This is a genomic window from Pseudomonas sp. LH21 (assembly GCF_036549575.1).
Taxonomy (GTDB): Bacteria; Pseudomonadota; Gammaproteobacteria; order Pseudomonadales; family Pseudomonadaceae; genus Aquipseudomonas; species Aquipseudomonas peradeniyensis.
This window is the reverse complement of the sequence record NZ_CP144367.1, coordinates 4,708,217-4,730,431: the sequence shown is the minus strand read 5'-3', so window position 1 is coordinate 4,730,431 and position 22,215 is coordinate 4,708,217. Positions and strand designations below refer to the sequence as shown.

Below are 22,215 nucleotides of genomic sequence, written 5' to 3'. Positions count from 1 at the left end.
CTTCCAGGGCCCACTGAACACCCGGAAGCAACAGAGAAAGCGACCTTAGGGTCGCTTTTTTTGTTTCTGGCATTGCGCCAGAATGCCCCTGTCCGCCGCATGTGGCCAGCAGGCCCCGCGTCGGTTCCTATCGCAAGCCAGAGACCGATCATGCAGGATGCCAGCCTCTCCAACGCCCCCACCTATTCCACGCCACTGCTCGGTATCGACCTCGGCACCACCAACAGCCTGATTGCCGTCTGGCAGGACGGTGAAGCTCGGCTGATCCCCAATGCCGTGGGTGAAGTGCTCACCCCTTCGGTGGTCAGTGTCGATGACGACGGCTCGATCCTGGTCGGACAGGCCGCCCGGGCGCGATTGACCACGCACCCCGAGCGCACCGCGGCGGCGTTCAAGCGCTTCATGGGTAGCGACAAGCGCTATGCGCTGGGGGAGCATCGATTCACGCCTGAGGAATTGTCGGCACTGGTGCTGGGCGCATTGAAGCAGGATGCCGAGGCGTACCTGGGCTGCCCGGTCAGCGAGGCGGTGATATCGGTGCCGGCCTATTTCAGCGACGAGCAGCGCAAGCGCACGGTGTTCGCGGCTGAATTGGCCGGGCTGAAGGTCCAGCGGCTGATCAACGAGCCGACCGCCGCGGCCATGGCCTATGGCCTGCATGAGCAGAAGTTCGAGCGCACCCTGGTATTCGACCTGGGCGGCGGCACCTTCGATGTCACCGTGCTGGAGTACGCCTTGCCGCTGATCGAGGTGCATGCTTCCACCGGCGACAATTATCTGGGCGGCGAGGATTTTACCGACGCGTTGTTGCAGGCCTGCCTGCGCGACTGGAACCTCAAGGCCGAGGAACTTGCACCCCAGGCCCTGGCCAGCCTGCATGATGCCATCGAACAGCTCAAGCGCGAGGCGGGCGAGGGCAGCCGCGTGCTGGACTGGCACGATGGCGTGCAGTCCCGCGAGTGGCGGCTCGACGACCTCAAGCTGCAGGCGATCTGGGCGCCCTTGCTGACCCGGGTGCGAGCGCCCATCGAACAGGCTCTGCGCGATGCCCGGTTGAGCCCGCGCGAGCTGGACAGCCTGGTGCTGGTCGGCGGCGCCACGCGCATGCCGCAGGTGCAGCAACTGGTGGCCAAGCTGTTCGGCCGCCTGCCGTACCGGCACCTGGACCCGGACACCATCGTCGCCCTCGGCGCCGCCAGCCAGGCCGCCTGCAAGGCCCGCGACGCGGCCATCGACGAATTGATCCTGACCGATGTCTGCCCCTACACCCTCGGTGTGGCCTCGTCCCGGGGCGAGGACGTCACCGGGGCGTTCTCGCCGATCATCGAGCGCAACACGGTGATCCCCACCTCGAAGGTGCAGCGCTTCTACAGCAGTCACCCGGAGCAGAAGTTCGTGCGCATCGCCGTATACCAGGGCGAGCGGCCGTGGGTGCGTGACAACATCCTGGTGGACAGTTTCGAGATCCCCTTGCAGTCGACCGGCGAGATCCAGTCACTGGACGTGCGTTTCAGCTACGACATCAACGGTCTGCTGGAAGTGGACGTGACCTTCCTCGAAAGCGGCCAGAGGCACAGCCACAGCATCGACCGCAGCCCCACCGGGCTGGATGCCGAGGCGCGCCAGGCCAGCGAGGAGCGCCTGGCGCGGCTGAAGATCCACCCGCGTGACACGTTGCCCAACCGGACCTTGCTTGCCCGTCTGGAACGGGCCTGGATGCAGAGCCTGGGCGACGAGCGCGAGCTGATCGGCAACTGGCTGGACGCCTTCAACGCCGTGCTCGCCGGGCAGCAGGCCGGTGAGATCAGCCGTGAGCGCCAGGCGTTGAGCCAGGCGCTGGACGAACTGCGCTACTGACCGTTGAGCCGGCGCAAGGTGGCCTGCAGGCCACCTTCCAGTGCCGGGCCCTTGCCGGGTACCGGGCCGTAGCGGTTCGGCAGCTTGTCCCCGGGCAGGCCCAGCAGCACCAGTGACGAGAAGGGCAGCACCCGGGTCAGCAGCATCACCACCATCAGGGTCGGCACACCGTGGCCGAGGTCGCGCAGGCGACGCAGGAAGCCGCTGATTGCCAATACGCTGATCGCCACCATCACGCCAGGTACATGGAGCATCAGGCTGGCGAACAAGGCGATGAGCGCGACATGCGCCGCCAGGCCGGTGCGGTTCAGGCGACTCTTGAGCTTCCAGAAGGCCCATATCGGCGCCGCTGGCTCCTTGATCTCATTGAGCAGCATGCGTTCGCTCCAGGACAGTACGGCCATGATCGCGCAGCGCAGGCCGGGATCCTGCTCGGGATCATCCTTGACCTTCTGCAGGGCGCGCAGCAACCGGGTCCTGGGTGGCGTGCACTCGTCGAGCAGGCTGCGCAGCGCATCCTGCACGTCGGTGAACGCACGGCTGTCGATGCCTTGAGTACCAAGCACGCCGATCGGCGGTCGCCGGGGTCGGCCGTCCAGCAACGCCTGGCGCCATGCGTCGAACCAGGCATCCTCAAACTGTGCGGCTTCAATGCGTTGGCGCAACCGTGTGCGTTGTTGTTCGTCCAGTGATCGGTCGTGGTACAGCACCGCGCAGAACAGCAGGTAGCCCAACAGATAGTCGCTGCGCAGGGTGCCGTCGTCGTTCTCCAGGCAGGCCAGCAGTTGCTGGGCGCTTGGCAGGCGGGTGCTGTTGAGCGCCTGCTGCAGGGTCAGCAGGCGAGCCGAGATCATCGCCTGCACAGGGTCGTGGATGTCCAGGCTGCCGAGCAGCCCAATACTACCGTCAGGGCTGGCCAATTGCTGGCAGAGCAGGGCGTGTGCCGCGGCGAACGGGTGTTCGACCGGGTAGTGCAATTGCCCGGGCAGCACGGGATCGATCAGTGTCAGCCAGCGCGAGGGCTGTTCCAGCAGGGCAAGCATGAACAAGTGCTGGCGGTGCCAGTTCCACAGCGCGTCACCCTCGGGCATGGCCGGCAGCAGTACGCCGGTCTCGGCGAGCGTGTCCTGCAGTTGCAGGGCGAACGGCGTGGTGAACAGGCGGCGCATGTCGAATTGCGCATTCAGGGCGTGCAGGGCGTGGGCCGGGTAGACCCGCATGCGCCGCAGCCATTCGCGGCAGACCGGGCGAATGGCGTCCTCGGTCAAGGCCTCGGGCAGCACCGCCACCGGGTCGTCGCTGGCGCAGAAGTCCACCAGCACCTTGACCACCGGGGCCTGTTCAAGCCAGTGCAACTGTTGGCTGGCCTGGCGCTGGAAGCCTTCGAGGATCAGCGCGTCGAGGGCATCTTCGGCGAGCGGTTGGGCGAGCACCTGGCGCAGCAGGCCGGCTTCCCCGCGTTGCAGCGCCCAGGCCTGCCAGTACAGGCGGTGCAGGTCGTGGTCCTGCGGGTCCTGCAGCAGCCAGGCGAGCAGCGGCAGTTCGTCGTCGCCGTCCAGCCGCCAGTCGACGAAGGTCGCGGCGATGCCTTGCAGTTCCAGGCGCGAGGCTTCGGACCAGCGCGCCAGGGTCTGCGGGGACTGCCCGGGGCTGCCCCAGTTCTGCGCGGGGTCGTCCAGCTCGGCGGGCCAGCCGGCCGGGGTGTGCAGGCGGTCGAAGGCCTGGATCAGCAACGGCAGGCGCTGGGGCTGGTGACGGGCGCAGAGGTCGATCAGCCAGCGTTCGGCCTGTGGGTGCTGGTGTTCGCGATACAGCCGCAGCCAGCAGTCCAGGGCCTGTTGCTCGGCGCCCAGGGCATCGGCCTGGCGAGCCAGCAGGTAGAGCAGGTCGGCATCGTCCGGGGCCTGTTGCTGGCGCGCCTGGAGCAGGTCGTGGAAGGTCCGGCTGGGGATGCCGGCCTGGCTGAACTGCACCAGCAGGCGTTGTACCAGGGCGGGGTCATCCGGCATGGCCAGGCAGGTATGCACGCCGGCGAACTGCTCGTATTCGAACAGTGGGCGCTGCTGGTAGCAGTACTCGAGGCTGCGGAAATACCACAGGCTTTCCATCTGTGCGCTGGCCGGCCAGTCGCGCATGCAGGCGGTGTCGAAGGGGTCGGGCTCTTCCAGGCGGTCGAGGAAAGCCTCCACTTCGTGGCGGTCGTCCAGGCGCAGCAGCTGTTGGGCCCAGCCCAGGCGCCGGGCCAGCAGGCTCGCGCAGTGGTGGGACAGCGGTCCGCAGTCGCGCAGGGTGTGCAGCAGTTGCCAGCCGAGATCGTCCAGTTCGTCCAGCGGCAACTCGTCCAGTTCGGCGATATAGCGCTGCCAGGCTTGCGGGTCGAAGCGCAGGGACGGCTCCTCGAGCAGGGTGTGGAACTGCTTGAGTGCCGGATGGGGGGCGTCTTCCCCGGCGACGGGCTCGGCCTCCCGGGGCGCCTGATCGCGGGCCAGGCGCAACGCTTCCTCGTAGGCTGCCCGCAATGCCTGGAACCCTTCGGGGTCGGTTTCCGGGTGGTGCGAGGGCAGGCGGCCGCGATAGGCCAGGCGGATGGCGTCCAGGTCCTGGGTCGGTTCGATTCCCAGGCGAATCCAGCAACTCATGACCAGCAGTCCTCTTCCAGCGTGGTGGGCCGTGCGGGGTCGGGCAGGGGCATGTCCCAGGGCAGTCCGGCCAGCAGGTCATGGGCGCCGAGGCGCAGGTTGAGCACGATGCAGCGGTTCCAGTGCTCGCTGCCCTGGCGCTCGAGGTTGGCGGCCAGGGTTTCGTCGCTGCTGTCGCTGGCATTCCACAGTGCCTTGCCGAACAGGTAGCCGGCCAGGTAGCCGTCCCAGCGGTTGTAGTAATGGCGGGCGCGCAGGGCCAGGCGGTAATGCAGGTAGAGGCTCTCGTCGCGATCGATCAGGCCCTTCTTGACCCCGGCACGCAGCAGGAAACCCATGCGCCCCAGGTCCCAGGCACGGGTGCCGCCCGGGCCGCAGTCGGGGAAGGTGCGGGCGGCGTATTCGTGGCGGATGCGCTCGCGCGGGGGCAGGGTGTCGAGCAGGGCCTGCCACTGGCTGGGCAGGCAGCGCTGGTACTGCCAGTAGGCCTCGCTCATCTCGGTGGCGTGGCCGTTGTCGGCCATGCTCAGCATGTCCAGCAACTGGGCGCGGTTGCTGATGCCCCACCAGCGCTCGAGGTCGGTCTGGTCCTCGTCCTCGAAATAGTCGGGGGCGGTGTAGCTGGCGCCGTTGAGGGCGGCCATGGGGGCGGAGAGGGCATGCAGCCAGTGCTGCGCGGTTTCGTCCATGAAAAGGGTCCTGGAGGCGCTGGGAACTGGCCGGGATTGTATAGGAAGAACTCGGCTGGGCTATCAGGGGTAGGTGCCGAGTCGATAGGCCTCGGCCACCTCGCGGAGCACTTCGCACACCCATTGCGCCGGCAGGCTCTGGGGCAAGGCCGCGTTGCGGCAGATGCCCACCGATCCGCCCGGCTCAAGCACGCCCAGGTCGAGCTCGGCCAGCTCGCCACGCCCGAGGTCGATCAGCACGGCGTCCCGTGGCGCTACCCAGACCGCCTCGCTGCCCAGCACATAGCGCCTGCTCAGGGCCAGCGACAGGGTTTCCAGGCGCTGCGCCGGCAGTGCAATGGCGCATTGCACGAACAGGCTGTCGGCATGCTGGCGAATGGTCGTCCCCGGTGGCGGCAGTACCAGCGGATAATCACCGACCTGCCTGCGCTCGACGGGCCGCTGCGCCAGCAATGGATGCCCGGGCCGCACCACCAGGGTCATCGACTCGCTGTACAGGTGCTCGAACGACAGCCCCTGGATCTGCGGGCTGTCGGTCATCCGCCCAACCACCAGCTCCAGTTCCCCCAGGTGCAACTGGCCGAGCAACTGGGCACTGGCCCCGGTCACCACGCTGATCAGCAACGCTTCGTGACGCTGGTGCAGGCGGCACAGCACCTCGGGCATCAGCAGCCCTTCAACGGTCGACAGCACGCCGATGCGCACCTGCGACGGCGCCCGCGCCTCGCCGCGCACACTGCCGACCCCGTCGCGTAACGCCTGCACGCTGGGGCCGGCGTAGCGCATGAAGCGCGTGCCGGCCGGGGTCAGGGTCACGCCGTTGTGGCCACGTTCGAACAGGCGTGCCTCGAGCAGGTCCTCCAGCTCCTTGAGGGTCTTGGAGATCGCCGGCTGGCTGATCGCAAGCACGTCGGCGGCCCTGGCCAGGCTGCCCTGCCGGGCAATCTCCAGGAAGCACAGCAGGTGGCGGAACTTGATGCGGGTATCGAGGTTCATGCCCGGCAGTGTATCCGTGCGGGCCAGACCTGCAACGTCTGGGTGATGTTCGTCACCGGGCGGCGGTTCCTCCCTTGCAGGCGAAGCCCTGAAGCTTTAGCGTGTGCCACTTCGATGCATGGAGCTGCGTTATGACCGCCTACCTGACCCAGGATCTGGTCCTCGAACTGGGCGATGAAACACCCGAAGACACCACCATGAACATGCTGACCTTCCGTCAGCGTGGCACCACCCTGGTGATCGCTCGCAGTCCGCTGGCGGCCGGGCAGACGCTGGAGGCGCTTTACCAGCAGCAACTGGCGCAGTTGCGTGAGCGCCTGGGGGCGGTCGTCAGCGAACCGCAGCCGGTCAGCGCAGGCCTCGATAATGGCATCCACGGCTTGGAAGTCAGCCTGCAATTCAAGCGCGGCGAAGTGGTCTCGTACCAGCGTCAGTTGGCTTATGCGCCAAGCGGACACGCCCGTTTCGTGGCAATCAGCTATAGCAAGGAAACACCGCTGGCGGCGGTCGACCTCGCCCATTGGGAAGCCATCAAGGCAGGCTTGCGGCTGAACTGACCCGGGCTGATTTGAGGCTGTAACATGATCGACCTGGAACAAACGCTCGAGCGGATCGGGCAGACTCGATTCTTCGATAATCTGGGCAAGCCCGACATCCACGATCCGCAGGTGATTCTCATCGCCTCGGTCGAGGCGGTGTTCGTGACCCCCTCGGACCAGGCGTTTCAGGGCTTGTACGATGCCACTCAGTGGCTCCCCACCTCGCCGGGCGAAGACGACCCGTACTACCCGCGGCAAGAGACGCCCAAAGCGCTGAGCGAGCAGCGCATGGCGCTGAACAGGGCAGTGATGGCCGCCACCCGCACGCTCGACAAGGCGCCGTTCACCTGCCGCCCGCACGACTTCAGCGAGGCCGCTCGCGGCGGCGCGGCCTATGCGTTCCGTCAGTACGCCACCGAGCAGTTCTTCGGTCTGGGCGATCACTGGCGTCGGGTGGTCGACCTGTACCTGGCCGGGCACTGGCCGGTGGGGCATGCCCCCGGCAAGCTGATTGTCATCTGAGCCCTTGTCCCAGTTCGACCGTCACACCATGGATACGCACCGGCCACACCGGTAGGCGCTGTGTCGGATCTTCCAGGCAGTTGCCGTTTTGCAGGCAGAAATGCTGCTTGTACAGCGGCGCCGCTACCACCACGGTTGCTCCCAGGCTGGCCACCAGCCCACGCCCGATGATGTTCGCGCCCGAACGCGGGTCACGGTTACCGACGGCGTACAGCTCCTGCCCTTGTCCCGGCAGGTAGAACAACGCCACCTGCTCGCCCTCGTGCCACACCACCACCCCGGAGTCGGCGACCAGGTCGCTGGCCTGGCACACCGCCTGCCAGCGGGTTTCACTTGCTACTGCCGTGTTGGACGGGCTCATCACATCGCCTCCTCATGGGTGGGAATCAGCTGCAGTGGCGCCGCCGGCCGGCGCTGGCCACGCTCGCGCACGAAGTGCACATCCGGATCGGCGCGCTGGTCGTTGACGAAGGTGCGGAAGCGCTTGAGCTTTTCCGGATCGCCCAGGGCGTTGGCCCATTCGCATTCGTAGCGGTCGACTACCTGCTGCATCTGTGCCTCGAGTTCGGCGGCCAGGCCCAGGCTGTCGTCGATCACCACCTGCTTGAGGTAGTCGAGCCCGCCTTCGAGGCCCTCGCGCCACACTGAGGTGCGCTGCAGCTTGTCGGCGGTACGGATGTAGAACATCAGCACGCGGTCGATCAGCCGTACCAGGGTTTCGTCGTCGAGGTCGGTGGCGAACAGTTCGGCGTGGCGCGGGCGCATGCCGCCATTGCCGCACACGTACAGGTTCCAACCCTTGTCGGTGGCGATCACGCCGATGTCCTTGCTTTGCGCTTCGGCGCATTCGCGGGTGCAGCCGGACACCGCGAACTTGAGCTTGTGCGGTGAGCGCAGGCCCTTGTAGCGCTCCTCCAGGCGCAGCGCCATGGCCACGCTGTCCTGCACGCCATAGCGGCACCAGGTGCTGCCGACGCAGGATTTCACCGTGCGCGTCGATTTGCCGTAGGCGTGTCCGGTCTCGAAGCCGGCGGCGATCAGTTCACCCCAGATCAGTGGCAGTTCATGCAGCTGGGCGCCGAACAGGTCGATGCGCTGGCCGCCGGTGATCTTGGTGTAGAGGTCGTATTTCTGCGCCACCTGCCCGATGACGATCAGTTTCTGCGGGGTGATTTCGCCACCGGGAATGCGCGGCACCACCGAGTAGGTGCCGTTCTTCTGCATGTTGGCCATGAAGGTGTCGTTGGTGTCCTGCAGCGGCACCAGCGCCGGGTCCATGATCGGCTGGTTCCAGCACGAGGCGAGGATGTTGCCTACCGCCGGCTTGCAGATGTCGCAGCCCACGTGGCCTTTGCCATGGCGTTCGAGCAGCTCGCCGAAGGTGCGGATGCCTTCCACCCGCACCAGCCCGTAGAGTTCCTGGCGGGTGTAGGCAAAGTGCTCGCACAGGCTCTTGTCGACCGTCACGCCACGGGCGGTCAGTTCGTGCTCGAAGACCTGCTTGAGCAGCGCCGCGCAACCACCACAGCCGCTGGCGGCCTTGGTGCAGCCCTTGACGGCGGCGAGGTCGCCGCAGCCACTGTCGATGGCGGCACACACCGCGCCCTTGCTGACGTTATGGCAGGAGCAGATGGTCGCGCTGTCGGGCAGCGCATCGGCGCCCAGGGCCGGCGCGCCACCACCTTGGGGCAGGATCAGCGCGGCCGGGTCGGCCGGCAGGGCGATGCCGTTCTGGGCATACTGCAGCAAGGTGTCGTAGTAGCTGTTGTCGCCCACCAGCACCGCGCCGAGCACGTGCTTGCCGCTGGCATCCACCACCAGCCGGCGGTAGGCGCTGTTGGCTTCGTCGATGAAGCGGTAGCTGCGTGAGCCGGGCGTGGCGCCGTGGGCGTCGCCAATCGAGCCGACATCCACGCCCAGCAGCTTGAGCTTGGTCGACATGTCGGCGCCGGTGAAGTCGTCCGCCGCCTCGCCCAGCAGCCGCGCGGCCAGGTTGCGCGCCATGGCGTAGCCGGGGGCGACCAGGCCGAACACGCTGCCGTTCCACGACGCGCACTCGCCGATGGCGAAGATCTGCGGATCGCTGGTCCTGCACTGGCTGTCGATCATCACGCCTCCGCGCGCGGCGATCTCCAGGCCACAGGTCCGGCCCAGGGCGTCCTGTGGGCGGATGCCGGCGGAAAACACGATCAGGTCGGTCTCCAGGTGTTCGCCACCGTCGAAGTTCATCCGGTAGCGATACTGTTCGCCAGCGCTGATCGACTGGGTCGAGCGGGAAAGGTGCACGCCCACGCCGAGGGCCTCGATCCGCGCCTTGAGCGCCGCGCCGCCTTCGCTGTCCAGCTGTACCGGCATCAGGCGTGGGGCGAACTCCACCACATGCGCCTCCAGGCCCAGGGACTTCAGGGCGTTGGCTGCCTCGAGGCCGAGCAGGCCGCCGCCGACCACCACGCCACGGCGGGCATCTGCGGCGGCGGCGCGGATCGCGTCGAGGTCCTCGAGGGTGCGGTAGACCAGGCGCGCATTGCCGCTGGAACCTTCGATTGGCGGCACGAACGGATAGGAACCGGTAGCCAGGATCAACTGGTCGTAGCCCAGGCGGCCCTCGGCGGTGACCAGCTCCCGGCGCTCGCGATCGATGTCCAGCACCGTCTCGCCCAGGTGCAGGTGCACGCCGTGGCGGCTGTAGTAATCCGGGGCGCACAGGGCCAGGGTCTCGGCGCAGCTACCGGTGAAATACTCCGACAGGTGTACCCGGTCGTAGGCACGCTGGCGCTCCTCGCCGAACACATGCAGCTCGAAGTGTGCCGTGGCGCCGCGTTCGATCAGTTGCTCGACGCAGTGATGGCCGACCATGCCATTGCCGACGATCACCAGTCGTGCTCGTTGTGCCCCGTTCGCTGTTGCCTGCATAGCCGATCCTCGATCACGGAAAACGAAAAAGGCGCCTGGAGTCGAAGCTCCAGGCGCCTTTGCCTGTACTCATCAGTGTGAGGCCCCTGTCGACCGCCGTTGGTCGTTGGGGCTGTTGTGCATTATGTGAAGCAGGGAGTGTGCCAGGCTCCCGCGCATCGCTGGTCAAACCAGCTCCCATGAGGGTTGCAGCGTGTCAGGCTGCCTTTAGGTATGAGCTGCCCAGGTGGTGCGGTCGCACAAGCAGGGTGCAGCCCTCACCACCGTGGTGCATCAATACACATCCCGCCGGTAGCGCTTGTCCCGTCCCAAGCCTTCGACATAGGCCGCTGCCGCGCTCTCGTCCAGGCCGCCGTGCTGCGCCACCACCTGGTGCAAGGCCGCATCCACATCCCGGGCCATGCGCTGGGCATCGCCACAGACATACACATGCGCGCCGTCCTGCAGCCAGCGCCACAGTTCGGCGCCCTGTTCCAGCAGGCGTTGCTGCACATAGATCTTCTCCGGCTGGTCGCGGGAGAACGCGGTGCTCAGGCGTACATGGCCCTGCGCTTCCCAGGCCAGCAACTGCTCGCGATAGTAGAAGTCGTGTGCCTCGTGCTGCTCGCCAAAGAACAGCCAGTTACGGCCACTTGCAGCGCGTGCCTGGCGCTCTTCGAGGAACGCCCGGAAGGGCGCGATGCCGGTGCCGGGGCCGATCATGACGATGGGCGTGCCGTCGTCGTCGGGCAGGCGGAAGTGTTTGGATGGTTGGGCAAAGATGGCCACTTCGACGTCCGCCGCACGATCAGCGAGAAAGGCCGAGCAGACCCCCTTGCGTTCGCCGTAGCGCACCGTGGACACCGTCAGGTGCACCTGCCCCGGATGCGTCTTGGGGCTTGAGCTGATCGAGTACAGCCGTGGCTGAAGGGGCTTGAGCAGTTCCAGCCAGCGGGCCAGTGGCCATTGCCGGGGAAACTCGCGCAGCACATCGACCAGTTGCCGGCCCCACAGCCAGTCCTTGAGCGCGGTCTTGCATTCTGGCTGCAACAGCTGTTGCAGAAATGGCGTGTTTTCGCTGAACGCTTCGAGCTGTCGTGGCGTGACACGGGTAATGTCCAGCTGCCGCTCCAGCGCCAGGCTCAGGGGCATCGGTTTCTGGCCTTCAAGCTCGACCACGGCCTGGCCATCGAGCTGCATCAGGCCAAGCAGTTCCTCGACCAGCGCCGGGCAGTTGCGCGGCCACACGCCCAGCGCATCACCGGGCTGGTAGTCCAGGCCGCTACCCGCGAGATCGAATACCAGTTGGCGGGTCTCCTTGGTCGAGCCGGGGCCATTGAGCAGGCGGTTCTGCACCAGGCGCGCAGGCCATGGCTGGTGTCTGCCCTGAGATTCGGCGGTTGCTGGTGCCGATGTCGCGGGGGTGTTTGTGCCAAGGGCCGCCAGCAGGGCCTCGAGCCACGCACTGAATGCGGCATCGAAATCCGGCTCGCAGTCGACCCGCTCCAGCAGGCGCTGGCCGCCCAGTTCCGCCAGGCGCTGGTCGAGCTTGCGGCCGAAGCCGCAGAACTGATCGTAGCTGGAGTCGCCCAGGGCCAGCACCGCATAGGGCAGCTTGGCGCAGTCGGCGTCGCTCGCGCCCTGCAGGGCCTGCCAGAACGCGGCGCCACTGTCCGGGGCGTCGCCGTCGCCGAAGGTGCTGGCAATCAGCAGTACGCTGGCGCAGCCGCGCAGTTGTGTCGGACTGACGCTTTCCATGCTGCTGAGCTCCACCTTAAGCCCCGCCTCGCGCAGGCGTTGGGCGCAGCGTTCGGCCAGCGCCTCGCCGTTGCCGGTCTGCGAGGCCCACAACACGCGATGGCAAGGTACTGCTGCCTGCGCTTGGGGCTGGGCAAACAACCCCGCCAGCAGGCCATCGACGAACAGGCGCCGGGCCGGCGCCAAGGGTGCGGTGGCCGGGAGGCTTGGCACACCCTCGGCGCGAGTCTGCTGCAGGCCAAGCAGGAAACCTTGCAGGTAATGGCGCTCCTCTTCGGCGAGCACCGGAGCAGGTTGTGTCTCCAGGCCCAGCAGTCGGGCGAGGGTGGCGGTCGGCATGGGGACGGGCTCCGCAGGAATGGTGACGTCCAGGTCGAGGACCTCGATGCGTTCGCCCGCGACCCGTTCGAGGGTCACGGCGCAGTACTTGAAGGCCGGTTGCAGCGAGGTGGGGTCGACGGCGTCGCAGGTCACCGCGTTGATCGCCAACTGCTCGCCGTACAGGTCATTCCAGTGGAACGGCGCGAAGCAGCCGCCGGGCAACACCCGGTCGCTGAGGCGGGCCGGCAGCAGCGCCTGGCCTCGGCGTGAGCGGATCGCTACCTGGTCCTTGTCGCGGATGCCCAGGCGGCGGGCATCGTCGGAATGGATCTCGACGAAGGGGCCGGGTTCGAGGCGGTTCAGACTCGGGACCTTGCCGGTCTTGGTCAGGGTATGCCAGTGGTGTTGCACGCGGCCGGTGTTGAGGACGAAGGGGTAGGCGTCGTCCGGCAGCTCGGCGGGCGCCAGCCAGGGCCGCGCATGAAAACGCGCCTTGCCGCTGGCGGTCGGAAAGGCCAGCGCCGCTGGCTGGCCGTGTTCGTCGTTGCGATAACGCAGCGGGCTGCGGTCATCTTCGCGCCCCGGCGCGCAGGGCCACTGCCGGGGGCTGGCGCGCAGCCCGGCATAGTCGATGCCGCGCAGGTCGTAGCCGGTGTCCGGGTTATGGAAGCGGCGGATCTCATCGAACACCGCCTCGGCATCGGGGTAGTCGAAGGCATGCGCGTAGCCCAGGGCACAGGCGATGCGCGCGATCAGGCGCCAGTCCTCAAGGCTCTCGCCGGGCGGCTCGACGGCGCGGGGCATCAGGGTCAGGTTGCGCTCGCTGTTGATCATCACACCTTCACCCTCGGCCCACAGCGCCGCCGGCAGGAGAATGTCGGCGTAGCGGTTGGTCTCGGCGTCGAGGAAGGCGTCCTGGCTGATCACCAGTTGCGCCTGGTTCAGGCCGTCGATCACTTGCTGGCGATTGGCGACGCTGGCCACCGGGTTGCTGCAGATGATCCAGCAGGCCTTCACCTCGCCGCTCTTGAGCTGTTCGAACAGCGCCACGGTGCCTTCGCCGCCCTCGCTGCGCAACGTGCCGGGCGTGAGCTGCCATTGCCGCTCGACGAAGGCGCGGTCCGCCGCCACCTGCGCCGAACGCTGGCCCGGCAGACCCGGCCCCATGTAGCCCATCTCGCGACCGCCCATGGCGTTGGGCTGGCCGGTCAGCGAGAACGGCCCGCTGCCGGGGCGGCAGATGGCGCCGGTGGCCAGGTGCAGGTTGCACAGGGCATTTGTGTGCCAGGTGCCGTGGATGCTCTGGTTCAGGCCCATGGTCCAGCAGCTCATCCATTCACCGGCCTCGCCGATCAGGCGGGCGGCTTCGCGGATGTCGGCCTCGTCCAACCCGGTGATGGCCGCGACCCGTTGCGGGCTGTAGTCCTCGAGAAAAGCCGGCAGGTCCTCCCAGCCCTCGGTGTGGCGAGCGATGAAGTCCGCGTCGGTGTGGCCGTTGGCATGCAGCAGGTATAAAAGACCATTGAGCAGCGCCAGATCAGTGCCCGGGCGCAGTTGCAGGAACAGGTCGGCCTTGTCGGCGGTGGCGCTGCGCCGGGGATCGACGACGATCAGCCTGGCCCCGGCCTTGAGCCGGTCGAGCAGACGCAGGAACAGGATCGGGTGGCAGTCGGCCATGTTCGCGCCGATCACCAGGAACACCTCGGCGCGCTCGAAGTCCTGATAGCTGCCCGGCGGTCCGTCCGCCCCCAGCGACTGCTTGTAGCCGCTGCCGGCACTGGCCATGCACAGCCGCGAGTTGGACTCGATATGGCGGGTACGGATGAAGCCCTTGGCCAGTTTGTTGGCCAGGTACTGGGCTTCCAGCGACATCTGCCCGGACACGTACAAGGCCACGGCATCCGCGCCATGGGTGTCGATGATCGCGCGCAACCGCGCGGCGGTTTCGCTGATGGCCGTGTCCAGGCTGCGGCGCGCCGGCTGCTGGTTGCGCTGGTCGCGCACGAAGGCGTGGGCCATGCGCCCGGCCTGCAGCGGCACATGGGCGCTCTGGCCCTTGGTGCACAGGCGGCCGAAGTTGCTCGGGTGCTGCTTGTCGCCACTGACCTTGACCACCTTGCCATCGCTCACGTGCATGACGATGCCGCAGCCGACCCCGCAATACGGGCACACACTGCGCACTTGGCTGTCGCTCATCGGCAATCTCCTGCTGATGAAACGACAAAGGCGCCGGCTGCCCGGCCTGCAAACGGCAAGCGGGGCAACACGGCGCCTTCGTCGTGATGGGAGGGGACCATCGGCGTTGATGGTCTCGATGGCGTATGGGGAGCAAATCCCGGGCCATGTCATCGCGGGGCAAGCCCGCGCCCACGCTCAGCGAGGTGGCATGGGCTTGATCTGTGACGGGTGTGCACCGATACGGGGAGCCACGCACCAACGGATGACACATGCAAACGGACGGATATATGATTCGAATACGTTTCATATATAGGTAGCAACACATGGGCATCGTCAAGATCTCCGACGACCTCCACGAAGACCTGCGCGTGGCCAGCGCCGCGCTGTCGCGTTCGATCAACGCCCAGGCCGAGCATTGGATCCGCATCGGCATGCTGGCCGAACTGCACCCGCAAGCGACCTACCAGGAACTGCTGCGCCAGTTGCTGCGCCAGGAACAGGCCAACCTCAAGGAGTTGCTGCAATGAGCAAGGTCATCCTCAAGGACGCCGCCGAGCTCGAGCTGATGCGCAACGCCGGTCAGCTGCTGGCCCGGGTGTTCGCCGACCTCGACGGTTTCATTCGCCCCGGGGTGACCACGATGCAGATCAACGACCGCGCCGAGGCCTTCATCGTCGAAACCCTCAAGGCCCGCCCGGCGAGCAAGGGCCAGTACGGTTTCCCCTATTCGCTGAACACCTCGGTGGACCATGTGGTCTGCCATGGCATGCCCAAGGTCGACGAGGTGCTCAAGGAAGGCTCGATCGTCAACGTCGACATCACCCTGGAGCAGGGCGGCTACATTGCCGACTCGTCGAAGATGTACTGCATCGGCAAGATCGGCGACGAGGCCAGGCGTCTGGTCGACACCACCTATGCCGCCTTGTGGAAGGGCATCGAGCAGGTGCGTCCCGGCGCGACGCTCGGCGATATCGGCCATGCCATCCAGGCCCATGCCGAGGCCGCCGGCTACAGCGTGGTGCGTGAGTACTGCGGGCACGGCATTGGCCGGCAGATGCACGAGGCACCGGAGGTGCTGCACTACGGCCAGCGCGGCCTGGGCATGGCGCTGCAAGCGGGGATGGTGTTCACCATCGAGCCGATGATCAACCAGGGGGGGCGTGGCACGCGCGGGTTGCGCGATGGCTGGACGGTGATCACCCGCGACCACAGCCTGTCGGCGCAGTGGGAGCACACGGTGGCGGTGACCGAAAGCGGGTTCGAGGTGCTGACGCTGCGAGAGGAAGAGCAGCGGCCTGTGTGAAATTCTTCCGGCAACACGCCCTTGAACCGTCAATACTGGCCATTGGCTTCAAGCGCCGAGGATGAACAACCTTTCACCCAGGAACTTCCTGCGCGCAACCCGCTCTTATGCCGGTAGCCATTGGTCGCGGCCGCCTGCTAAGCTCGCGGCTTTACCCTGATTGCCCTCATGGCGCATGAACAAGGAAATTACATGAAACAGCATCGTTTGGCGGCCGCGGTTGCCCTGGTAGGCCTGGTCCTCGCGGGCTGCGACGCCCAGACCAGCAGCGTCGAGCTGAAGACTCCGGCACAGAAGGCCTCCTACGGTATCGGCCTGAACATGGGCAAGAGCCTGGCCCAGGAAGGCATGGACGACCTGGACTCGAAAGCCGTCGCCCAGGGCATCGAGGACGCGGTAGGCAAGAAAGAGCAGCGCATCAAGGACGAAGAGCTGGTCGAAGCCTTCACCGCCTTGCAGAAGCGCGCCGAGGAACGCCTGGCCAAGGCCAGCGAGGAAGCTGCCGCCGCCGGCAAGAAGTTCCTCGAGGAAAACGCCAAGAAGCCTGGCGTGATCACCACCGCTTCGGGCCTGCAGTATGAAGTGGTCAAGAAGGCCGACGGCCCGCAACCCAAGCCGACCGACGTGGTCACCGTCCACTACGAAGGCAAGCTGACCGACGGCAAGGTCTTCGACAGCTCCGTCGAGCGCGGCAGCCCGATCGACCTGCCGGTCAGCGGCGTGATCCCGGGCTGGGTCGAAGGCCTGCAACTGATGCACGTCGGCGAGAAGTACAAGCTGTACATCCCGGCTGAGCTGGCCTATGGCGCCCAGAGCCCGAGCCCGCTGATCCCGGCCAACTCGGTCCTGGTCTTCGACCTGGAACTGATTGCCATCAAGGATCCGGCCAAGGCCGACCAGGCACCGGCCAAGTAATACCCGGCCCGTTGCAAGAAGACGCCCCGTTTCGACGGGGCGTCGTCGTTTTCAGCTCGGCTTGACGCGAACCGTCGGCGTCATTCACTGTCGCAAGCTGTAGCCGCGCAGACACGGGTGCCGGTGTCGCAAAACGTTTGCGCGGTTGAAACGGTTGTGTAAAAAACGCCCGATTCGTACCTGGCCCTTGCCCGGCGGGCACCACGCGGCGCCAATGTCGCCCTGTTCACAAGGTTATCCACAATAAATGTGGATAACCCCTGCTCCTCTGGAGGTCCCATGAGCGCACCCTGGAATTTCGCCCGCTTCCTGCCCTTGGCCGAGCGCCTGCTCAGTCGTGGCCGGCTGCCGGCCCTGCTGTTCGCGGTGGCCCGCAAGGGGCCGAAGCTGGGCCAATTACGCGAGGACCTGCGCCTGATGCAGGCGCTGTGCCTGGCCTGGTGGCGTGGCGAGTACCGCGCCGTCAGCCCCAGGGCGCTGGTGACCATCGTTGCCGGGCTGCTGTATTTCGTCAGCCCCCTGGACGCCATCCCCGACTGGTTGCTGGGTGTCGGCCTGCTCGATGACATCGCCGTGCTGGGCTGGGTGCTCAAGACCGTGGCTGATGAGCTGGGCCGTTTCAAGGCCTGGCGCGATGCCCAGTCGCCGGAACGGCTGCGGGTGGTCGAGCGTCTGCCTGATACTCCCGAGGCCCTGCGCCTTGAGCGTCCTGGCAGCTGATTCCGCACAGACCCCCGAGGTTGGTAATATAATTGGCATAAGGGTTATGCCTACGGATTACATGCCGTAATCCAACGTCAAGGGGGTTGTATGGGTATTCAGGTCATCAGCCGGGACGGTCAGCCCGAGTACGCAGTGGTTCCCTGGGAGCACTATCAGAAGTTGCTGGCGGCCGCAGGCCAGGCGCCGGCCGTAGCTCCCGACTCAGTCAGTCACAACGAGAGCACTCAACCGAGCGCCAGCCTGTCCTCCCTGGACCAGCTGGCGTCCTTGCGTAAGGCCAAGGGCCTGGCCCCGGAGCAACTGGCACGCAGTGTCGGCATCAGCCCGGCCTACCTGGCGATGATCGAGTCCGGGGAGCGATGCCCGGACGCTGCGATCCTGCGCAGCCTGGCCTGGCACCTGGGCGTGGCCGGCTGGAGCGAGCCGTCATGAGCCAGGTCAGGATCAGCCGTCAGCAGTGGCAGAGCCTGCTGACCGAGCTCGACCTGGCCCGCCGTCAACGCCACCTGCTCACGTACCGTGCGCTGCTCGAGCGTCTGCAATTGCCCAGCCCGGCCATGCAGACCCTGACGGCGGCCCTCGAGTACCTGGCGACCCTCGACGCCCGCGCCGAGCAGCCGCTGCGCAGTTCGCTGGTGATCAGCCAGGGGGCCAGCCGCCTGCCGCGCACCGGGTTCTTCGAGTGTGTCGAGCGCCTGGGGCGGTTTTCCGGACCGGTGGATGGCATGGAGGCGGCATCCTGGCATGCCTCGGAAGTGGTGCGGGTGTTCGAGTATCGCTACCCGGAAGAAGCCTGACAGGCATCGCGGGGCAAGTCGCATCGGCGCACCGCCGCTCCCACGCATTTCCCGGCGAGTCGACGGGCGATCATGGCAACACGGTGGTATCGATCAGGCTCAGGCCTGAACCACCGCCATCCTTGGCCTGGCGCTTGGCCTGGGAGGCGAGCTCGGCCAGTTGACCGGCATCCAGCCCGTCGCTGCTGCCCGGCTCCAGCCAGACCACGCCGATCGACAGTGACAGCAAGGCGAACGTCTCTCGCTGTCCCTGGCGGTTGTGGGCGATGAAGCACCCGGCCTCCAGGTGTTCGCTGCGGTAGAAGCGTCGACATTGCCGGCCAAAGGCCTCCAGCAGCAATTGCAGGCGCTCGCGCCAGTCCGTCGAGCCCAGCACCAGCATGAAGTCGTCGCCGCCGATATGGCCGACGAAATCCCGGCTCGGATCGACGCAGTCGTTCAGGCACTGGGCCAGGCACAACAGCACTTCATCGCCTCGGGCGTAGCCATAGATATCGTTGAAGGGCTTGAAACTGTCGATGTCCACGTAGCACACAGCTGCCTTGCGCCGCTGCAACAGCAGGCGCGCCAGGCACTGCTGGATCGGCACGTTGCCCGGCAGCAAGGTGAGCGGATTGGCATGCCGTGCCTGCTGGATCTTCTGCTCGGTGATCAGCTTGAGCACGTCGATCACCCGCCCCAGCCCCAGGTAACGCCCATTCTGGGTGATGATGAAGTCCTCCTCGATACGCTGGCGCGCACGGCTGGTAAGCAGGCGGCTGACCTGCTGCAGCGACTGGCCGCGCTCGACGGCGAGAAAGTCCTGGCTCATCAGGCGGCTGATCGGCTTGCGCGCGAACAGGTCGGTGCCGAAGGGCTTGAGCAGGGCGTCGGCGAGCAAGTGGCGGTGGACGATGCCACAGGGGCGGCCTTGCGCGTCCAGCACGGCGAGGGAATTGAGGTTGGCCTGTCGACGGAAAGCGTCGAGCACCTGCTGCGTGGCGGTGTCGAGGGTGACCGAGGGTTGCTGGATAAGCAGGGCGCTGAGGTCGCGGCTGTCCTCGCACAGCGCAACGCCCGAGCCTGTCATTGGCGGCGGCAGGCCGAGGCTGTCCACGACCGGAAACTCCTGGGGGCGGCCGAGCAGGTAGCCCTGGACCAGGGTCACCCCCATGTCGCCCAGTACCGCCAGTTCCTCGGCCAGTTCGATGCCCTCGGCGATCACCTGGGCGCGGGAGGCGCGGGCGATCTGCAGGATGGAGCCAACGAACTCGCGCTTGAGCGGGTCCTGGTGGATGCCATCGATGAAATGACGGTCGATCTTCACATAGTCCGGGCGCAGCTCCGACCACAGGCGCAGGCTCGAGTAGCCGGCGCCCAGGTCGTCCAGGGCAATGGAAAAGCCCATGTCGCGGTAGTGGTGCAGGGCGTTGTACAGCAGCTGGAAGTCTTCGGTGGGCGTCTGCTCGGTCAGTTCGATGACTACCCGGCTGGGCGCCAGGCCGAGCTGTTCGAGCATTTTCAGGGTGCGCCCGGACGGGTAGTCGGGTTCGACCAGGGACTCGGGCGAGACGTTGAGGAACAACTGGCCCGGCAGGTTAAGCTCGCTGAAACGGCGGCAGGCGGTTTCCCGGCACAGCACCTCCAGTTCGGCGAGGCGGCCGGCCTGGCGGGCGATGGCGAACAGGTTCAGCGGCGAGTGCAGCGGGCTGTTGGACGGGCCGCGGCTCAGGGCCTCGTAGCCGAGGATGCGCCTTTCAGAGAGGCAGACGATGGGTTGGAACAGACAGTGGACGCTGCGTTGAGCCAGGATGGCGCTCAATGCGCTGAGCTGTTCGGTGACGGTCATGGACTGCTTCCTGAAGTGAAAAAGGCCGGACGCTTGCACGTCCGGCCCTTCCATTTCACGACAGTCCGGTGACTGTTTGATGACAGGTCACATTATTTCGCCATCATTTCAGTGCTTGGCCACCGACGTGCTGAGGCCCAGATAGTCGAGCAGGATGCGACCGGTCTCGGACAGGTAGGCATCGTCCTCGGGCTTGGTGTCGTCCGGCTCGGCGGGCAGGGCGTCCTCGTCTTCCTTTTTCAGCTCCTTGAGCGGCTCTTCGCCCTTGGCCTTGCGGCGGATGTTCTCCAGCGCCAGCTGTTTGGCCTCGATCTCATCGTGGCGGGCGCGACGTTGCTGCTCGTTGAGGCTGACGGTCTTCTCGTTCATCAGCTTCTGGGTCAGCGCCAGGCGGTCGCGGATATAGACGAACTCGGCATCCTTGTCGCTGCGCGCCTCATGCTGCGCCTTGAGCTGGGCCAGGAACGGCTTGAACGGATCGGAAGCCGGTTTGACCACCGGGCGGATGGTGTCCCACGGCATGGCCTCCGGCAGGGCGCTTTCGCCGATTTCCTTGGTGTCGATGATCGACGGATAGGCGATGTCCGGCAGCACGCCCTGGTGCTGGGTGCTCTGCCCGGAAACCCGGTAGAACTTGGCCAGGGTCAGCTTGAGCTCGCCGTGGTTGAGCGGCTGGATGGTCTGCACGGTACCCTTGCCGAAGGTCTGGCCGCCGATGATCAGCGCGCGGTGGTAGTCCTGCATGGCACCGGCGAAGATCTCCGAGGCCGAGGCCGACAGGCGGTTCACCAGCAGCGCCAACGGGCCTTTGTAGAAGGCGCCCGGGTTCTCGTCCTCGAGCACGTCGACACGGCCGTCGGCGTTGCGCACCAGTACGGTCGGGCCCTTCTCGATGAACAGGCTGGTCAGCTCGGTGGCTTCCTGCAGCGAGCCGCCACCGTTGTTGCGCAGGTCGATGACCACGCCGTCGACTTTTTCCTTCTGCAGCTCGGTGAGCAGCTTCTTGACGTCGCGGGTGGTGCTCTTGTAGTCCGGGTCGCCAGCGCGATAGGCCTTGAAGTCCAGGTAGAAGGCCGGGATCTCGATGATGCCCAGCTTGTAGTCACGCCCGTCCTGCTTGAGCTTGAGCACCGACTTCTTCGCCGCCTGCTCTTCGAGCTTGACCGCTTCGCGGGTGATCGAGACGATCTTGCTGGTCTGGTCGTTCGGCGCGTTGCTGGCCGGAATCACCTCCAGGCGCACCACCGAGCCTTTCGGGCCGCGGATCAGCTTGACCACTTCGTCCAGGCGCCAGCCGACCACGTCGACCATTTCCTTGTTGCCCTGGGCCACGCCGATGATCTTGTCGGCCGGGGCCACCTGCTTGGTCTTGGCGGCAGGGCCTGCCGGCACCAGGCGCACGATCTTGACCTGGTCGTTGTCGCTCTGCAGCACCGCGCCGATGCCCTCAAGCGACAGGCTCATGTTGATGTCGAAGTTCTCGGCGTTGTCCGGCGACAGGTAGTTGGTGTGCGGGTCGTAGGACTGGGCGAAGGTGTTGATGTAGGCCTGGAAGATGTCTTCCGCGCGGGTCTGGTCCAGGCGCGCCAGCTGGTTCTTGTAGCGCTTGATCAGGGTTTCCTGGACCTGCTTGAGTTCCTTGCCGGAGATCTTCTGGCGCAGCACCTCGTCTTTCACGCGCTTGCGCCACAGGTCGTCGAGTTCGGCCTGGTTCTTCATCCACGGCGCGTCCTTGCGGTCGACCAGCAGGTCTTCCTTGACGCTGAAGTCGATCTTGTCGACGCCCTTGTTCAGTTCGCCCAGGGCATAGTCCAGACGCTGCTTCACGCGGTCCAGGTAGCGTTTGTAGATGGTGAAGCCGGGCTCGAGGTTGCCGCTCTTGAGGAAGTCGTCGAACTGGGTCTTCCATTTGTCGAATTCGGCGATGTCGGCCGCGGTGAAGTAGCTGCGCGAGGGGTCGAGCAGCTTGATGTAGCTGTCGTAGATGATGACCGAACGGGCGTCGTCCAGCGGCGGCTTGCTGTAGTGGTGGCGCTTGAGCAATTCGACGATGTTGAGGCTGGCCACGACCTCGTCGCGGTCCGGCTGCAGGCTGTCCCACTTGTTGGCGGCGGCCGCATTGCCACCGAGCGTGAGGCTGCCCAGGCCGATCATGAGGGCGAGGGCGGTGCTGGGGAGGAAATGCTTCATGCTGATTCGACGTGGAGGCAATTGATCACGCATAGTAGGCCGTCTTATCCGTTCGCCGGTTCCATCGG

The 22,215-nt window shown here is 66.2% G+C and carries 17 protein-coding genes; 9 read left to right on the top strand and 8 right to left on the bottom strand.

Annotation, left to right across the window (positions count from 1 at the left end; genetic code table 11):
* Positions 1-150 precede the first annotated feature (150 nt).
* A complete protein-coding gene (locus tag VUG52_RS21575) occupies positions 151-1,857 on the top strand; it encodes a molecular chaperone HscC (RefSeq protein ID WP_331832066.1) in 1,707 nt (568 codons plus the stop codon).
* On the opposite strand, the gene VUG52_RS21570 is transcribed toward VUG52_RS21575, so the two are convergent.
* The 3 genes from VUG52_RS21570 to pcaQ all read right to left on the bottom strand — a co-directional run bounded on the left by VUG52_RS21570 (position 1,851) and on the right by pcaQ (position 6,181).
* Positions 1,851-4,496: a molecular chaperone DnaJ gene (locus tag VUG52_RS21570; RefSeq protein ID WP_331832065.1), complete on the bottom strand. Its 2,646-nt coding sequence runs from the start codon at positions 4,494-4,496 to the stop codon at positions 1,851-1,853. The two genes, VUG52_RS21575 and VUG52_RS21570, sit on opposite strands and share 7 nt — an antisense overlap.
* Positions 4,493-5,185 (bottom strand): DUF1266 domain-containing protein, encoded by a 693-nt coding sequence (locus VUG52_RS21565; RefSeq protein WP_331832064.1) that lies wholly within the window; start codon positions 5,183-5,185, stop codon positions 4,493-4,495. Before VUG52_RS21565 ends, VUG52_RS21570 begins: the two co-directional genes overlap by 4 nt.
* A 63-nt stretch (positions 5,186-5,248) precedes the next feature.
* A complete protein-coding gene (pcaQ, locus tag VUG52_RS21560; RefSeq protein ID WP_331832063.1) occupies positions 5,249-6,181 on the bottom strand; it encodes a pca operon transcription factor PcaQ in 933 nt (310 codons plus the stop codon).
* A 131-nt stretch (positions 6,182-6,312) separates the two neighbouring features.
* On the opposite strand from pcaQ, the gene VUG52_RS21555 reads away from it, so the two are divergent.
* Positions 6,313-6,738: a DcrB-related protein gene (locus tag VUG52_RS21555; protein WP_050703970.1), complete on the top strand. Its 426-nt coding sequence runs from the start codon at positions 6,313-6,315 to the stop codon at positions 6,736-6,738.
* Between the two features lie 24 nt (positions 6,739-6,762).
* The gene (locus VUG52_RS21550; protein ID WP_050703971.1) at positions 6,763-7,242 is read left to right on the top strand and encodes a hypothetical protein; all 480 of its coding nucleotides are present in this window, start codon (positions 6,763-6,765) and stop codon (positions 7,240-7,242) included.
* Here the strand turns inward: VUG52_RS21550 and nirD are convergent.
* From nirD to VUG52_RS21535, 3 genes are all read right to left on the bottom strand, one after another.
* Positions 7,235-7,603: a nitrite reductase small subunit NirD gene (gene nirD, locus VUG52_RS21545; protein WP_050703972.1), complete on the bottom strand. Its 369-nt coding sequence runs from the start codon at positions 7,601-7,603 to the stop codon at positions 7,235-7,237. The two genes, VUG52_RS21550 and nirD, sit on opposite strands and share 8 nt — an antisense overlap.
* Positions 7,603-10,155 carry a nitrite reductase large subunit NirB gene (gene nirB / locus VUG52_RS21540; RefSeq protein WP_050703973.1) on the bottom strand — a complete coding sequence of 851 codons (2,553 nt, stop codon included), beginning with the start codon at positions 10,153-10,155 and terminating at the stop codon, positions 7,603-7,605. Before nirB ends, nirD begins: the two co-directional genes overlap by 1 nt.
* A gap of 273 nt (positions 10,156-10,428) precedes the next feature.
* Entirely contained in the window at positions 10,429-14,409 is a 3,981-nt protein-coding gene (locus VUG52_RS21535) for a bifunctional nitrate reductase/sulfite reductase flavoprotein subunit alpha (RefSeq protein WP_331832060.1), read from the bottom strand.
* 305 nt (positions 14,410-14,714) lie between these two features.
* Here VUG52_RS21535 and VUG52_RS21530 point away from each other — a divergent pair, with 305 nt between their 5' ends.
* The 6 genes from VUG52_RS21530 (at position 14,715) to VUG52_RS21505 (ending at position 18,129) form a co-directional block, all read left to right on the top strand.
* Positions 14,715-14,918, top strand: coding sequence for a ParD-like family protein (locus tag VUG52_RS21530; protein WP_050703975.1), 204 nt, complete (start codon positions 14,715-14,717; stop codon positions 14,916-14,918).
* Positions 14,915-15,694: a type I methionyl aminopeptidase gene (gene map / locus VUG52_RS21525; protein WP_050703976.1), complete on the top strand. Its 780-nt coding sequence runs from the start codon at positions 14,915-14,917 to the stop codon at positions 15,692-15,694. Before VUG52_RS21530 ends, map begins: the two co-directional genes overlap by 4 nt.
* A gap of 192 nt (positions 15,695-15,886) precedes the next feature.
* Positions 15,887-16,609, top strand: coding sequence for an FKBP-type peptidyl-prolyl cis-trans isomerase (locus VUG52_RS21520; RefSeq protein WP_050703977.1), 723 nt, complete (start codon positions 15,887-15,889; stop codon positions 16,607-16,609).
* Between the two features lie 279 nt (positions 16,610-16,888).
* Positions 16,889-17,329, top strand: a complete 441-nt coding sequence (locus tag VUG52_RS21515) for a YkvA family protein (RefSeq protein ID WP_050703978.1) — start codon at positions 16,889-16,891, stop codon at positions 17,327-17,329.
* 90 nt (positions 17,330-17,419) lie between these two features.
* Positions 17,420-17,764: a helix-turn-helix domain-containing protein gene (locus VUG52_RS21510; RefSeq protein WP_331832059.1), complete on the top strand. Its 345-nt coding sequence runs from the start codon at positions 17,420-17,422 to the stop codon at positions 17,762-17,764.
* Positions 17,761-18,129: a hypothetical protein gene (locus VUG52_RS21505; RefSeq protein WP_050703980.1), complete on the top strand. Its 369-nt coding sequence runs from the start codon at positions 17,761-17,763 to the stop codon at positions 18,127-18,129. The genes VUG52_RS21510 and VUG52_RS21505 overlap by 4 nt, the downstream gene beginning before the upstream one ends.
* A gap of 70 nt (positions 18,130-18,199) precedes the next feature.
* On the opposite strand, the gene VUG52_RS21500 is transcribed toward VUG52_RS21505, so the two are convergent.
* Together VUG52_RS21500 and VUG52_RS21495 are read right to left on the bottom strand one after the other, a co-directional pair.
* A complete protein-coding gene (locus VUG52_RS21500) occupies positions 18,200-19,957 on the bottom strand; it encodes a bifunctional diguanylate cyclase/phosphodiesterase (protein WP_050703981.1) in 1,758 nt (585 codons plus the stop codon).
* Between the two features lie 108 nt (positions 19,958-20,065).
* Positions 20,066-22,147 (bottom strand): carboxy terminal-processing peptidase, encoded by a 2,082-nt coding sequence (locus VUG52_RS21495; protein ID WP_052896222.1) that lies wholly within the window; start codon positions 22,145-22,147, stop codon positions 20,066-20,068.
* Positions 22,148-22,215: the final 68 nt, after the last annotated feature.

Bases quoted from the DNA above. Each gene is read 5' to 3' on its own strand.
- VUG52_RS21515 (WP_050703978.1), top strand. From the start codon at position 16,889: ATGAGCGCACCCTGGAATTTCGCCCGCTTCCTGCCCTTGGCCGAGCGC.
- VUG52_RS21520 (WP_050703977.1), top strand. From the start codon at position 15,887: ATGAAACAGCATCGTTTGGCGGCCGCGGTTGCCCTGGTAGGCCTGGTC.
- nirD (WP_050703972.1), bottom strand. From the start codon at position 7,603: ATGAGCCCGTCCAACACGGCAGTAGCAAGTGAAACCCGCTGGCAGGCG.
- nirB (WP_050703973.1), bottom strand. From the start codon at position 10,155: ATGCAGGCAACAGCGAACGGGGCACAACGAGCACGACTGGTGATCGTC.
- VUG52_RS21565 (WP_331832064.1), bottom strand. From the start codon at position 5,185: ATGGACGAAACCGCGCAGCACTGGCTGCATGCCCTCTCCGCCCCCATG.
- VUG52_RS21570 (WP_331832065.1), bottom strand. From the start codon at position 4,496: ATGAGTTGCTGGATTCGCCTGGGAATCGAACCGACCCAGGACCTGGAC.
- VUG52_RS21495 (WP_052896222.1), bottom strand. From the start codon at position 22,147: ATGAAGCATTTCCTCCCCAGCACCGCCCTCGCCCTCATGATCGGCCTG.
- VUG52_RS21550 (WP_050703971.1), top strand. From the start codon at position 6,763: ATGATCGACCTGGAACAAACGCTCGAGCGGATCGGGCAGACTCGATTC.
- VUG52_RS21505 (WP_050703980.1), top strand. From the start codon at position 17,761: ATGAGCCAGGTCAGGATCAGCCGTCAGCAGTGGCAGAGCCTGCTGACC.
- map (WP_050703976.1), top strand. From the start codon at position 14,915: ATGAGCAAGGTCATCCTCAAGGACGCCGCCGAGCTCGAGCTGATGCGC.
- pcaQ (WP_331832063.1), bottom strand. From the start codon at position 6,181: ATGAACCTCGATACCCGCATCAAGTTCCGCCACCTGCTGTGCTTCCTG.
- VUG52_RS21555 (WP_050703970.1), top strand. From the start codon at position 6,313: ATGACCGCCTACCTGACCCAGGATCTGGTCCTCGAACTGGGCGATGAA.
- VUG52_RS21575 (WP_331832066.1), top strand. From the start codon at position 151: ATGCAGGATGCCAGCCTCTCCAACGCCCCCACCTATTCCACGCCACTG.
- VUG52_RS21510 (WP_331832059.1), top strand. From the start codon at position 17,420: ATGGGTATTCAGGTCATCAGCCGGGACGGTCAGCCCGAGTACGCAGTG.
- VUG52_RS21500 (WP_050703981.1), bottom strand. From the start codon at position 19,957: ATGACCGTCACCGAACAGCTCAGCGCATTGAGCGCCATCCTGGCTCAA.
- VUG52_RS21535 (WP_331832060.1), bottom strand. From the start codon at position 14,409: ATGAGCGACAGCCAAGTGCGCAGTGTGTGCCCGTATTGCGGGGTCGGC.
- VUG52_RS21530 (WP_050703975.1), top strand. From the start codon at position 14,715: ATGGGCATCGTCAAGATCTCCGACGACCTCCACGAAGACCTGCGCGTG.